At 73.1% G+C, this 13,184-nt stretch carries 14 protein-coding genes; 2 read left to right on the forward strand and 12 right to left on the reverse strand.

Annotated features, from left to right (window positions below; genetic code table 11):
* Positions 1-17: 17 nt before the first annotated feature.
* On the forward strand, positions 18-1,361 hold the full coding sequence (locus ACZ407_RS03385) for an MFS transporter (protein WP_468125100.1): 1,344 nt from the start codon (positions 18-20) through the stop codon (positions 1,359-1,361).
* 84 nt (positions 1,362-1,445) lie between these two features.
* Here the strand turns inward: ACZ407_RS03385 and ACZ407_RS03390 are convergent, their stop codons facing one another.
* The 12 genes from ACZ407_RS03390 to hrcA form a co-directional block, all read right to left on the reverse strand.
* Positions 1,446-1,811, reverse strand: coding sequence for a cytidine deaminase (locus ACZ407_RS03390; RefSeq protein WP_468125101.1), 366 nt, complete (start codon positions 1,809-1,811; stop codon positions 1,446-1,448).
* A 267-nt stretch (positions 1,812-2,078) separates the two neighbouring features.
* A complete protein-coding gene (locus tag ACZ407_RS03395) occupies positions 2,079-2,432 on the reverse strand; it encodes an MmcQ/YjbR family DNA-binding protein (RefSeq protein ID WP_468125103.1) in 354 nt (117 codons plus the stop codon).
* Positions 2,429-3,736: a hemolysin family protein gene (locus ACZ407_RS03400; protein WP_468125105.1), complete on the reverse strand. Its 1,308-nt coding sequence runs from the start codon at positions 3,734-3,736 to the stop codon at positions 2,429-2,431. Before ACZ407_RS03400 ends, ACZ407_RS03395 begins: the two co-directional genes overlap by 4 nt.
* Positions 3,733-4,230: an rRNA maturation RNase YbeY gene (gene ybeY / locus ACZ407_RS03405; protein ID WP_468125107.1), complete on the reverse strand. Its 498-nt coding sequence runs from the start codon at positions 4,228-4,230 to the stop codon at positions 3,733-3,735. The genes ACZ407_RS03400 and ybeY overlap by 4 nt, the downstream gene beginning before the upstream one ends.
* 12 nt (positions 4,231-4,242) lie before the next feature.
* On the reverse strand, positions 4,243-5,265 hold the full coding sequence (locus ACZ407_RS03410) for a PhoH family protein (protein WP_468125109.1): 1,023 nt from the start codon (positions 5,263-5,265) through the stop codon (positions 4,243-4,245).
* Between the two features lie 172 nt (positions 5,266-5,437).
* Positions 5,438-6,565 carry a carbohydrate kinase family protein gene (locus ACZ407_RS03415; protein WP_468125110.1) on the reverse strand — a complete coding sequence of 376 codons (1,128 nt, stop codon included), beginning with the start codon at positions 6,563-6,565 and terminating at the stop codon, positions 5,438-5,440.
* A 243-nt stretch (positions 6,566-6,808) separates the two neighbouring features.
* Positions 6,809-7,714, reverse strand: a complete 906-nt coding sequence (locus ACZ407_RS03420; RefSeq protein WP_468125111.1) for a ribonuclease Z — start codon at positions 7,712-7,714, stop codon at positions 6,809-6,811.
* Positions 7,715-7,720: 6 nt separating this feature from the next.
* Complete coding sequence (locus ACZ407_RS03425) at positions 7,721-8,080, reverse strand: histidine triad nucleotide-binding protein (protein WP_468125112.1); 360 nt, start codon at positions 8,078-8,080, stop codon at positions 7,721-7,723.
* Between the two features lie 100 nt (positions 8,081-8,180).
* Positions 8,181-8,924 (reverse strand): 16S rRNA (uracil(1498)-N(3))-methyltransferase, encoded by a 744-nt coding sequence (locus tag ACZ407_RS03430; protein ID WP_468125114.1) that lies wholly within the window; start codon positions 8,922-8,924, stop codon positions 8,181-8,183.
* Entirely contained in the window at positions 8,921-9,997 is a 1,077-nt protein-coding gene (locus tag ACZ407_RS03435; RefSeq protein WP_468125116.1) for a nitronate monooxygenase, read from the reverse strand. Before ACZ407_RS03435 ends, ACZ407_RS03430 begins: the two co-directional genes overlap by 4 nt.
* Before the next feature lie 154 nt (positions 9,998-10,151).
* Entirely contained in the window at positions 10,152-11,291 is a 1,140-nt protein-coding gene (dnaJ, locus tag ACZ407_RS03440) for a molecular chaperone DnaJ (RefSeq protein ID WP_468125117.1), read from the reverse strand.
* Entirely contained in the window at positions 11,292-12,308 is a 1,017-nt protein-coding gene (gene hrcA / locus ACZ407_RS03445; RefSeq protein WP_226732967.1) for a heat-inducible transcriptional repressor HrcA, read from the reverse strand.
* Positions 12,309-12,458: 150 nt separating this feature from the next.
* Here hrcA and ACZ407_RS03450 point away from each other — a divergent pair, with 150 nt between their 5' ends.
* Positions 12,459-13,184, forward strand: coding sequence for an MBL fold metallo-hydrolase (locus ACZ407_RS03450; RefSeq protein WP_468125119.1), 726 nt, complete (start codon positions 12,459-12,461; stop codon positions 13,182-13,184).

The following is a 13,184-nucleotide window of genomic DNA, read 5'->3' on the forward strand; positions in this document are numbered from 1 at the left end:
CGCACGATGCTGTCTGCGTGACGCAGACCACCGCCTCCCAGCCGTTCCCCGCGGAGCCCACCGGGCCCACCGAGCCCACCGGGCCCCTTAGCCCCACTGGTCTCACCGGTCCCACCCGGCCCGCCGCCCGCCCCCGTGTGCACCGCGCCTGGTCGGTGGCCGCCGTCACTTTCGTGACGATCATCGGCGCGGCCGCCTTCGCCTCCCTCCCCGGCCTGCTCATCGACCCCCTCCACGAGCAGTTCCACTGGTCGCGCGGCACGATCGGACTGGCCGTCTCGGTCAACCTCGCCCTCTACGGGCTCACCGCCCCGTTCGCCGCCGCCCTCATGGACCGGTTCGGCATGCGCACGGTGGTCGCGGGCGCCCTGTCGGTGATCTCCGCGGGCGCACTGCTCACGGTCTGGATGACCGCCGCCTGGCAGCTGGTCCTCTACTGGGGCCTGCTGGTCGGCCTGGGCAGCGGATCGATGGCCCTGGCCTTCGGCGCCACCGTCACCAACCGCTGGTTCGCCGCCCGCCGCGGCCTGGTCTCCGGGGTGCTCACCGCCGCCGGAGCCTCCGGCCAGCTGATCTTCCTGCCGCTGCTGTCCTGGCTGGTCGCCGAGCACGGCTGGCGCCCCGCCTCCGTCACGGTGGCCCTGGCGGCCCTCGCGGTGGTGCCGTTCGTCTGGCTGCTGCTGCGCGACCACCCCGCAGACCTGGGACTGGCCCCGTACGGCGCCACCGAGGCGGTCCCCCGGCCGGCGCCCGTCCCCGGAGCCGCCCGCCGGGCCCTCACGGTGCTGTTCGACGCGGCCCGCACCGGTCCGTTCTGGCTGCTCGCCGGTGCCTTCGCGATCTGCGGAGCCTCCACGAACGGCCTGGTCAGGACGCACTTCGTGCCCTCGGCCCACGACCACGGGATGCCGGTCACGGCGGCCGCCGGGCTGCTCGCCGTGATCGGGGTGTTCGACGTGGCGGGCACCATCATCTCGGGCTGGCTCACCGACCGCTTCGAGTCCCGCCGGCTCCTGGCCGTCTACTACGCGCTGCGCGGGATCTCGCTGCTCTTCCTGCCGCTGCTGCTCGCCCCGGCCGTGCACCCGCCGATGGTCTTCTTCATCGTCTTCTACGGGCTGGACTGGGTGGCCACCGTCCCGCCGACCATGGCCCTGTGCCGGGAGCACTACGGCGAGGACAGCGCCATCGTCTTCGGCTGGGTGCTCGCCTCGCACCAGGTGGGCGCGGCGTTCGTCGCCTTCCTCGGCGGAGTGGCGCGGGACGTCTTCGGGTCGTACGACGTGGTCTGGTACGCCTCGGGCGCGCTGTGCGCGCTGGCCGCGCTGATGTCCATGGTGGTCCGCCGCCGCCCGGCCTGACGGGGGCAGCGGCGGCGGACACGGGACCGGCGGGCGGGCGGCCCGCCGGTCCCGGGGGTCCCAGGGGTCCCAGGGTTCTCCGGGTCAGCCCGCGGTGACGGTGACGCGCAGCTCGCCGTCGGGGCCCGCCAGCAGCACGGGGGTGGCCGGGCCGCCGAGGTCGCGGACGGCCGCGCGGTCCAGCTCGGCCGGCTCGGCGGCCTCGGTCACGACGGCCGCGGCCTCCAGCGACTGCGCACCGCTCGCGACCGCCATCGCGACGGCGGTCTGCAGGGCGCTGAGCCTGAGCGAGTCCAGCGTCACCGTGCCGGCCACGTAGGTGCGGCCGGTCTCGTCCCGTACGGCCGCCCCCTCCGCCACGCCGTTGCGGGCGCGGGCGCTGCGGGCCAGGGTGATGATCTTGCGGTCCTCGGGGTCGATCCCGTTGCCGCCGGAGATGCTGTCGGTCATGCCGAAAGCATAGGGACCGGGAAAACGGAGCGCCTCGGCGGTCCCGTGCCGAGCACGGCCCCGCCGAGGCGCTCTCCCCTCCATCCCCCGGCCTGTGGGTGGTCAGCCCTTCGGCGACGACTGCGTCGACACGCGTGTCGGGATCTTCCTTGGCGGAAGCAAACCCAAGAGTAGGGCACGGAAAACCGTGGATCCGAACGTCCTGCGAAATCGTGACCTTGCACCCGAAGGCCGGGGGCGGCGGCGGGCGGGAACCGCCGACCGGACCTAGGAGCGGTCGAGCCGCAGCCGCTCGGCCCGCGGCAGCCCCGCGACGACCAGGTCGTACGAGTCCTCGACGAGCTCGCGCAGCAGGGCCTCGGGCACCCCGCCCACGGTCACCGTGTTCCAGTGCCGCTTGTTCATGTGCCAGCCCGGGACCACCGCGGGGTACTGCTCGCGCAGCCGCAGCGCGTTCTCCGGTTCGCACTTGAGGTTCACCCGCAGCGGCCGCGCGTCCAGCGCGCTGAGCGCGAACACCTTCCCCAGCACCTTGAAGACCGAGGTCTCGGGGTTGAAGGGGAACTCCTCCACGGCGGCGTTGAAGTCCAGGCAGAAGGCGCGCAGTTGCTCCGGGGTCACGGGGCCGCGCCCTCCTCGGGACCGTCCGGCCCCTTCTCGGGCTCCACCAGCACCGTCACGATCTTGTTCCGGCGGCCGGCCGGGGCCTCCGCGGTCAGCCGCAGCCGCCGCCCGTCGGGCAGCTCCACCACGGAGGTGGCCCCCGCGATGGGCACCCGGCCCAGGGCCTTGGCCAGCAGTCCGCCGACGGTCTCCACGTCCTCGTCGTCGTACTCGTCGATGCCGAAGAGCTCGCCGAGGTCGGTGATGTCCAGACGGGCCGTCACCCGGTACCGGTCCCCGCCGAGTTCCTCGACGGGCGGCAGCTCCCGGTCGTACTCGTCGGTGATCTCGCCGACGATCTCCTCCAGGATGTCCTCGATGGTGACGATGCCCGCGGTGCCGCCGTACTCGTCGATGACGACGGCCACGTGGTTGCGGACCTGCTGCATCTCCCGGAGCAGGTCGCCCGCGTTCTTGGTGTCGGGCACGAACACGGCCGGCCGCATCGCGGTGGACACCGGGTCGGACTCGGCCTCGCGGTTGATGTGGGTCTTGCGGACGAGGTCCTTGAGGTAGACCATCCCGACGATGTCGTCCTCGTTCTCGCCGGTCACGGGGATCCGGGAGAACCCGGAGCGCAGGGCGAGCGTGGTGGCCTGACGGATCGTCTTGTACCGCTCGATGCAGATCAGGTCGGTGCGCGGGACCATCACCTCGCGCACGAGGGTGTCGCCGAGTTCGAAGACCGAGTGCACCATCCGGCGCTCGTCGTCCTCGATCAGGGACTCCTTCTCGGCGAGGTCCACCATCGCGCGCAGCTCGGCCTCGGAGGCGAACGGCCCCTTGCGGAAGCCCTTCCCGGGGGTGAGCGCGTTGCCGAGCAGGATCAGCAGCTGCGGGACCGGGCCCATGACCCGGGCCAGCGGCAGCAGGACGTACGCGGAGGCGGTCGCCGTGTTCAGGGGATGCTGGCGGCCGATGGTCCGCGGGGAGACGCCGACGGCCACGTACGAGACGAGGACCATCACGGCGATCGCGACGACCAGGGCGGTCCAGTTCTCGCCGAACTCGTCGAGGCAGACGTAGGTGACGAGGACCCCGGCCGCCATCTCGCAGAACACCCGGACCAGCAGGGCGACGTTCAGGTAGCGGGTCGGGTCCGAGGCGACCTGGAGCAGCTTGGCGCTGCCGCGCCGCCCGGAGCGTACGGCCTCCTCGGCCCGGAACACGGAGACCCGGGCGATGCCGGCCTCGGCACAGGCCGCCAGCCAGGCCACGATGACCAGCAGCACCGCCCCGGTGATCAGCTGGGCGGCGCTCACGAGACGGTGGGCGCCGGGGAGGGTCCGGTCAGGCCGCGCTCGGCGCGCCAGCCGTCCACGATGGCCGCCTGGAGGCCGAACATCTCGGCCTTCTCGTCGGGCTCCTCGTGGTCGTAGCCGAGCAGGTGCAGCACCCCGTGGACGGTCAGGAGCTGGAGCTCCTCGTCCATGGAGTGCCGGGTGGGCGCGTCCTCGCCCTGCTTCTTGGCGACCTCGGGGCAGAGCACGATGTCGCCGAGGAGCCCCTGCGGGGGCTCCTCGGAGTCCTTCGTCGGCGGGCGCAGCTCGTCCATCGGGAAGGACATGACGTCGGTGGGTCCGGGCAGGTCCATCCACTGCACGTGGAGCTGGGCCATCGCCTCTTCGTCCACGACGATCACCGAGAGCTCGGAGAGCGGGTGGATCCGCATCCGGGTCAGGGCGTAGCGGGCGATGTCGAGGATCGCCTGCTCGTCGACCTCGGTTCCGGACTCGTTGTTGACGTCGATCGACATGTGGTTCTCGAACTACTTCCCGTTGCGGCTGTCGTACTGCTCGTACGCATCGACAATACGGCCGACGAGCTTGTGCCGGACGACATCCTGGGACGTGAGCCGCGAGAAGTGGACGTCCTCGACCCCGTCGAGGATCTCCTGCACCTGGCGCAGACCGGACTTGGTGCCGCCCGGCAGGTCGATCTGGGTCACGTCACCCGTGATGACGATCTTCGAGTCGAAGCCGAGCCTCGTCAGGAACATCTTCATCTGCTCGGGATTCGTGTTCTGCGCCTCGTCGAGGATGATGAACGCGTCATTGAGCGTACGGCCGCGCATGTACGCCAGCGGCGCGACCTCGATCGTGCCCGCCGCCATGAGGCGGGGGATGGAGTCGGGGTCGAGCATGTCGTGCAGGGCGTCGTACAGCGGGCGCAGGTACGGGTCGATCTTCTCGTAGAGCGTGCCGGGCAGGAACCCGAGCCGCTCCCCCGCCTCGACGGCGGGCCGGGTCAGGATGATCCGGCTGACCTGCTTGGACTGCAGGGCCTGGACCGCCTTGGCCATGGCGAGGTAGGTCTTGCCGGTACCGGCGGGGCCGATGCCGAAGACGACCGTGTGCTTGTCGATCGCGTCGACGTACCGCTTCTGGTTGAGGGTCTTGGGGCGGATGGTGCGGCCCCGGCTGGAGAGGATGTTCTGCGTGAGCACCTCGTGCGGGGTCTCCGGCACGGCCTCGCCGCCGTCGCTGCCATTGGCCCGGAGCATGGCGATCGACCGTTCCACTGCGTCCTCCGTCATCGGCTGCCCGGTGCGGAGCACGAGCATCATCTCGTCGAACAGGCGCTGGATCAGTGCGACTTCCGCAGCGTCGCCGACCGCGCTCACCTGGTTGCCCCGGACGTGGATGTCGGTGCCGGGGAACGCCCTCTCGATCGCGCGCAACAGGGCGTCACCCGAGCCGAGCACCATCACCATCGGGTGCTTCGCGGGGACGGTGAAGTGGGCTCGTGCCTGCCCCGGCGCGAGGGCCTGGTCTGTCGGTGTCTGAGTCATGGGCCGGCTCTGTGGCCTGCACATACCTCCCGTTGCGAGGTCTCGCCGTTCGACGACCTCTGTGACTTCCAAGCGTACGACGCCGCCGGAGCGGTTCCGAGGGGTTTTCCCGGCCGTCCGGGGGCGCAAGCGGAACCGGGGGCGGGACCCGCGCGGCCGGGGCGGGGCCGGGTCAGGCGGACTGGCGGAAGCCGATGGTGGGGACCGCCCGGCGGCGCGGCCCGCAGGCCCCGGGGGCGAGGACGGAATCCGCGAGCAGGGCGTCGAGGAACCCGTACCGCCGCAGCTCCGGGGGGACGCCACCGGGCACCTCGCGTACCCGCTGCCACCAGGCCGCGACCTCCTCCCAGCCGGGCGCGGAGAGCGAGCCGCCGAACTCCTGGACCGAGAGGGCCGCGGTGAGCCCGGCGAAGGCCAGCCGGTCGGCCAGCGGCCAGCCGGCCAGGGTGCCGGTGAGGAACCCGGCCACGTACACGTCCCCGGCCCCGGTCGGGTCCAGGGCCTCCACGGCGATCCCCGGCACCTGGGCGGTCTCCCCGGTCCGGCCGTCCACCGCGTACGAGCCCTCGGCGCCCATGGTGACCACGGCGATCGGCACCCGCTCGGCCAGGGCCCGGGCGGCGGCCCGGGGGCATTCGGTGCGGGTGTAGCGCATGGCCTCGGCGGCGTTCGGCAGGAAGGCCTCGCAGTGCTCCAGGTCGCGCAGCCCGTCCAGGTCCCAGCGGCCGCTGTCGTCCCAGCCCACGTCGGCGAAGATGCGGGCGCCGCGGGTGGCGGCCGAGGCGATCCAGTCCTCGCGGCGGCCCGGCTCCAGGGAGGCCACGGCGGCGCGGGCCCGGGGCGGGCAGTCGGGGAAGGGCCCGGGGCCGGCCGGCGGGGGCGCCTCGTGGCCGTGCGAGACCATGGTCCGCTCGCCCTCGTAGGCCATGGAGACGGTCACCGGGGAGTGCCAGCCGGGGATGGTCCGGGACATGGACAGGTCGATGCCCTCGCCCTGCTCCAGGGCGTCCCAGCAGTACTCGCCGTAGTGGTCGTCGCCGAAGGCCGCGGCGAGCGAGGTGCGCAGGCCGAGGCGGGCCAGGGCGGTGGCCATGTTGGCGACCCCGCCGGGGCTGGAGCCCATGCCGCGGGCCCAGGACTCGGTGCCGCGCACGGGCGCCGAGTCCAGTCCGGTGAAGATGATGTCCAGGAAGACGGTGCCGGTCAGGAAGACGTCGCAGCCCGGATCCTGCGGGGCCCGCAGATCGCGCAGCGGGTCCAGCGGGGCTCGCAGGTGGTGGTGTCCGTTCCGACTGCTCACGTGGGTGCTCCCCGTCCTGAGGGGTCGTTTCTGCAGGCTGCAAAAAGCTCCGGCGGACCGGCAGCCCTGCCCGCGCGGCCCCGGCCCAAACCCAGTGTGTCCCAGATCACCCGCGGAACGCCCGCTTCCCCCGCTGTGTGCACGGGACACGCACTCACCGTGCGGCTCCGGGGGCGCACGCGCCCCGCGCCTCCCGGACCGGCCCGCCGCCCCCGCGGGGGTGCGGCGGGTGCGGGGACCCGGTCAGGAGCGCCGGGGCAGCGGGACCCGCAAGAGGTCCTGGGCCACGGTCAGTTCGCCCTCGAACCCGGCCTCGCGGGCCTCGCGCTCGAAGGCGTCCGGGTCGGTGTACCGCTGCGAGAAGTGCGTCAGCACCAGGTGCCGCACCCCGGCCTCCCGAGCGACCCGGGCCGCCTGCGCGGCCGTGAGGTGGCCATGCTCGGTGGCCAGCCGCTCGTCCGCGTCGAGGAAGGTCGACTCGATCACGAGCATGTCGCAGCCCTCGGCGAGCGCGTGGACGCCCTCGCACAGCCGGGTGTCCATGACGAAGGCGAAGCTCTGCCCCCGCCGGACCTCGCTGACCTGGTCGAGGGTGACCCCCCGCAGCTCGCCCTCGCGCTGGAGCCGGCCCACGTCGGGGCCGGTGATCCCGTGGGCGGCCAGCAGCCCGGGCAGTATCCGCCGCCCGTCCGGCTCGGTGACCCGGTAGCCGAAGGACTCGACGGGGTGGCTCAGCCGCCGCGCTTCAAGGGCGTACGAGGGCCCCTGGGCGAGCAGCCCGTCCGCCGCCACCGGGGCCTCGTCGATCACGACGGTCTCGCGGTAGGCGGTGGCGTACCGCAGCCGGTCGAAGAACTTCTGGCCGGATTCCGGGAAGTGGGCCGTGACCGGGTGCGGCACCCGGTCGAGGTTGATCCGCTGGATGACCCCCGCCAGCCCCAGGGAGTGGTCCCCGTGGAAGTGCGTGACGCAGATGCGGTCGATGTCGTGCGCGGCCACCCCGGCGCGCAGCATCTGCCGCTGGGTCCCCTCGCCGGGATCGAACAGGATGCCCTGTCCGTCCCAGCGCAGGAGGTACCCGTTGTGGTTGCGGTGCCGGGTCGGGACCTGGCTCGCGGTGCCGAGCACCACGAATTCGCGTACGGACACGTTCTGCTACCCGGGCGGCCATTCGAGGCCGCGCCCGCCGAGCACGTGGGCGTGGGCGTGGAAGACGGTCTGGCCCGCACCGGCGCCGGTGTTGAAGACGATCCGGTAGCCCGAGCCGTCCACCTTCTCCTCGGCGGCGACCTCGCCGGCCGCGCGCAGCACGTCGGCGGCGAGCACCGGCTCGGCGGCGGCCAGGGAGGCCGCGTCCGGGTAGTGCGCCTTGGGGATCACCAGGACGTGCGTCGGGGCCTGCGGGTTGATGTCGCGGAACGCGACCGTGGTCTCCGTCTCGCGCACGATCGTCGCGGGGACCTCCCCCTTGACGATCTTGCAGAACAGGCAGTCCGCCTGCGGTTCCCCTGCCATGGGCTTCGCCTCCGTAGCGTGATCGTTCCCCGCATCGTAGCGACCGGGCGGCCGGAGCCCGCTCGACGGGCTCTGGAGCCGTGGATCCCGGTGGGGCGGGCTACGACCAGCGGCCGGTGCGGGCGAGCAGGACGGCGGCCGCCGCGGTGCCGGCCGTGGAGGTGCGCAGCACCGAGCGCCCCAGCCGGTACGGGCGGGCGCCCGCCTCCGCGAACACCGCCAGCTCCTCCGGGGAGACCCCGCCCTCGGGGCCCACGACGACCACGATGGAGCCGGTGGCGGGCAGCTCGGCCAGGGCCAGCGCCCCGCTGTCGGCGTCCCGGTCCTCGTGCAGGACCACGGCGAGGTCGGCCCCGGCGAGCAGGGCGGCGACCTGCTTGGTGGACATGGCCTCGGTGACCTCGGGGAAGCGGACCCGGCGGGACTGCTTGCCCGCCTCGCGGGCCGTGTTGCGCCACTTGGCCAGGGATTTGGCGCCGCGGTCCCCGCGCCACTGCGTGATGCAGCGGGAGGCCTGCCAGGGCACGATCGCGTCCACCCCGGTCTCGGTCATGGTCTCGACGGCGAGTTCGCCCCGGTCCCCCTTGGGCAGGGCCTGCACCACGGTGATCCGCGGGTCGGGCTCGGGCTCCTCGGACACCGCCCGTACGTCGACCACCAGCCGGTCCTTGCCCTCGGCGGCGGCGACCACGCCCTCGGCCCAGGCGCCCTGCCCGTCGGTGAGGACGACCTCCTCGCCGGGCTCCAGGCGCTTCACGGAGACCGCGTGCCGGCCTTCGGGTCCGTCCAGGACGAACTGCGGTCCGGCGGGCACCTTGTCGACCACGAACACGGGGGCGGTCATGACGCACTCCTCATCTGCAACGCACTCTGCGCTTCGGCCAGTTCGGCCGCGAGCACTTCCACCAGCTGCCCGGCGGGCAGGGTGCGGGCCAGCCGGTGGCCCTGTCCGGCCCACAGGGCCATCCCCTGCGGGTCGCCCGCCTCCGCGGCGGCCTTGCGCAGTCCGGTGGTCAGATGATGCACCTGCGGGTACGCGGCCGGCGCGTAGGGGCCGTGTTCCCGCATGAAGCGGTTGACCAGCCCGCGGGCCGGGCGCCCGGAGAAGGCCCGGGTCAGCTCGGTGCGGACGAACAGCGGGTCGGTCAGGGCCTGCTTGTGCACCGGGCTGGCGCCCGACTCGGGGCAGGGCAGGAAGGCGGTGCCCAGCTGCGCCGCCTCCGCGCCCGCGGCCAGCACGGCGGCGATCTGCGCCCCGCGCATGAGCCCGCCCGCGGCGATGATCGGGACCGCCACCGCCTCGCGGACCTGGGCCACGAGCGGCAGCAGCCCGAAGCCGCTGCCGTCGGCCTCCGGGTCGTCGCGGTGGGTGCCCTGGTGGCCGCCGGCCTCGATGCCCTGGACGCACACGGCCTGGGCGCCGGCGCTCTGCGCGGTCCGGGCCTCCTCGGCCGAGGTGACGGTGACGGCGGTACGGGTGCCCGCCCGGTGGAACGCGTCGAGGGTCGCGGGGTCGGGGCAGCCGAAGGTGAAGGAGACGAGGGGCACCGGGTCGTCGAGCAGGATCGCGACCTTGGCGTCGTAGCCGTCGTCGGAGCAGGCGAAGACGTCCTCGCTGAGCGGGGTGTCGTACCAGGTGGCCTCGCCGGCGAGCTGCCCCCGGTAGGCCTCGACCGAGGCCGGGTCGGCGGCCGCCGGCTGCGGCATCAGCAGGTTGACCCCGAAGGGGTGGGGGCTGAGCGCGCGCAGCCGCTTGATCTCCTGGTACATGCCGTCGGCGGTCTTGTAGCCGCCCGCCAGGAAGCCGAGTCCGCCCGCCGCCGAGACGGCCGCGGCCAGCTCGGGGCAGGAGCCGCCGCCCGCCATGGGAGCCTGCACGACCGGGTACCGGCAGAGGGCGCTCAGTGCGGAGGACATGAGCGCATCGTGCCATGTCCCCCGCAGCAGGCCGAATCAGGTCATCCGCCTGGCATAGTCCGCCGGACGGAACCCGCCACGGGCCGTCCGCCGCCCGTGCGGGCGGCGGAACGGCGACCGGTCGGCGGCGTTGAAAACGGCCTCGCAGCGGCGGTCAGCGGCCGTTGAAGGCGTCCTTCAGGCGGCTGAAGAGACCCTGCTGCCCGGGCTGGAACTGGCCCAGCGGGCGCTCCTCGCCGCGCAGCTTGGCGAGCTGGCGGAGCAGGTCCTCCTGCTGCGGGTCCAGCTTGTTCGGGGTCTGGACCTCGACGTGGACGATGAGGTCGCCGCGGCCTCCGCCGCGCAGGTGCGTGACTCCGCGCCCGTGCAGCGGGATGGACTGGCCGGACTGGGTACCGGGCCGGATGTCCACCTCCTCCATCCCGTCCAGCGTCTCCAGCGGGCACTTCGTGCCCAGGGCCGCCGCCGTCATCGGGATGGTGACCGTGCAGTGCAGGTCGTCGCCGCGCCGCTGGAACACCGGGTGCGGGAGCTCGTGGATCTCCACGTACAGGTCGCCGGCGGGGCCGCCGCCGGGGCCGACCTCGCCCTCGCCGGACAGCTGGATCCGGGTGCCGTTCTCCACGCCGGCCGGGATCTTGACCGTGAGGCTGCGGCGGGAGCGGACCCGGCCGTCGCCCGCGCACTCGGGGCACGGGGTCGGGACCACGGTGCCGAAGCCCTGGCACTGCGGGCAGGGGCGCGAGGTCATGACCTGGCCGAGGAAGGACCGGGTGACCTGGGAGACCTCGCCGCGGCCGCGGCACATGTCACAGGTCTGCGCGGAGGTGCCGGGTGCGGCGCCCTCGCCGGAGCAGCCGGTGCACACGACGGCCGTGTCGACCTGGAGCTCCTTGGTGGTCCCGAAGGCCGCCTCGTCGAGTTCCAGGTCCAGGCGGATCATCGCGTCCTGGCCGCGGCGGGTGCGCGAGCGCGGACCGCGCTGCGACGCCTGCCCGAAGAAGGCGTCCATGATGTCCGAGAAGTTGCCGAAGCCGCCGGCGCCGAAGCCGCCCGCGCCGCCCCCGCCGCCGGAGGCCGACAGCGGGTCCCCGCCGAGGTCGTAGACCTGCTTCTTCTGCGGGTCCGACAGCACCTCGTACGCGGCGTTGATCTCCTTGAAGCGCTCCTGCGTCTTGGGATCGGGGTTCACGTCCGGGTGCAGCTCGCGCGCGAGCTTGCGGAAGGCCTTCTTGATCTCGTCCGGGGACGCGTCGCGGCGCACGCCGAGTACGGCGTAGTAGTCCGTGGCCACTTACGACTCCGCCAGGATCTGTCCGACGTAACGTGCCACTGCGCGTACCGCTCCCATCGTTCCGGGGTAGTCCATGCGGGTCGGTCCGACCACGCCGAGTTTGGCGACTGCTTCGCCGCCCGAACCGTAGCCGACCGAGACGACGGACGTGGAGTTCAGTCCCTCGTAGGCGTTCTCATGCCCAATGCGTACGGTCATGCCCGATTCATTGGCCTCGCCGAGCAGCTTGAGGAGCACGACCTGCTCCTCCAGCGCTTCCAGCACCGGCCTGATCGTGAGGGGGAAATCGTGCCCGAAGCGGGTGAGATTGGCGGTGCCGCCGATCATCAGCCGCTCCTCGGTCTCTTCGACCAGGGTCTCCAGCAGGGTCGCGAGGACCACCTGCACCGTGCCGCGGTCGTCGGTCTCGAACGACTCGGGCAGGTCCTGCACCAGCTGCGGCACGTCCGCGAACCGGCGGCCGACGACCCGGCTGTTGAGCCGGGCCCGCAGGTCGGCCAGCGCGGCCTCGCCGAAGGGCGCGGGCGCGTCGACCATCCGCTGCTCGACCCGGCCGGTGTCGGTGATCAGGACGAGCATCAGGCGGGCGGGCGCGAGCGCGAGCAGTTCCACGTGCCGCACCGTCGAGCGGGTCAGCGACGGGTACTGCACGACCGCCACCTGCCGGGTCAGCTGCGCGAGCAGCCGGACCGTGCGGCCGACGACGTCGTCGAGGTCCACGGCGCCGTCCAGGAAGTTCTGGATGGCGCGGCGTTCCGGCGAGGACAGGGGCTTGACCCCCGCGAGCCTGTCGACGAACAGCCGGTAGCCCTTGTCGGTCGGGATGCGGCCGGCGCTGGTGTGCGGCTGGGCGATGTAGCCCTCGTCCTCCAGCACCGCCATGTCGTTGCGCACGGTGGCAGGCGACACGCCGAGCTTGTGGCGCTCCGTGAGTGCCTTGGAGCCGACCGGCTCCTCCGTCCCGACGTAGTCCTGGACGATGGCGCGCAGCACCTCGAGTCTGCGTTCGCTGAGCATCGCGCACACCTCCAGCTGTGATGCCTGTTCGTTTCCGTTGCGGTCCTGCTGCTGGCACTCGTGCCGTCCGAGTGCCAGAGATCCCCCGGTCAGTGTACGGCGGGGAGGTACGCCCCTAGCAAGGGCGGCCCGTCAAGGTAGCGTCGCGGCATGGACGTCCGATGGGAAGAGGCGGGGTGGGAAGGGCTGACCGGACGCACCGGCCGGCGGCGCCTCCCGGTGTGGGACTGCACGGTGGGACTGGTGGTCGGGGACGATGCGGTCCTCCTGATCGACCCCGGTTCCTGCGTGCGCGAGGGGGCCGAGGTGCGCGCGCAGGCGGAGCGGCTGGCGGGCCGCAGAGTGACCCATATCGCATTCACGCACGGCCATTTCGACCATGTCCTGGGCGCGGCGGCCTTCTCGGGGGCCGAGGTGTACGGGGCGGTGGGGCTGGACGGGCTGATGCTCGCGGGGCGCGACCTGCTCCGGGACTCCGCGGTCCGGCACGGCCTGGCCGAGAAGGAGGCCGCGGAGGCGGTGGAGCTGCTGGTCCCGCCCCGGCACCTGGTCTCGGGCGAGTGGACGCTGGAGCTCGGCGGGGTGCAGGTGCTGCTGGCGAACGTCGGCCCCGGGCACACCCGGCACGATCTCGCGGTGTGCGTGCCCGGCGAGCGCGAGGTGGTGTTCTGCGGGGACCTCGTGGAGGAGTCCGGCGAGCCCCAGGCCGGCGGCGACGCGGTCCGCAGGCAGTGGCCCGCCGCCCTCGGCCGGCTGCTGTCCCTGGGCGGCGAGGAGGCGGCGTACGTGCCCGGGCACGGCGCGGTGGTGGACGCGGCGTTCGTCCGTGCGCAACGCGCCACACTGGCGGAGCGTTTCGGCGTGTCGGCCCCCTGA

The sequence above is a fragment of the Streptomyces sp. NPDC030809 genome (assembly GCF_055572195.1).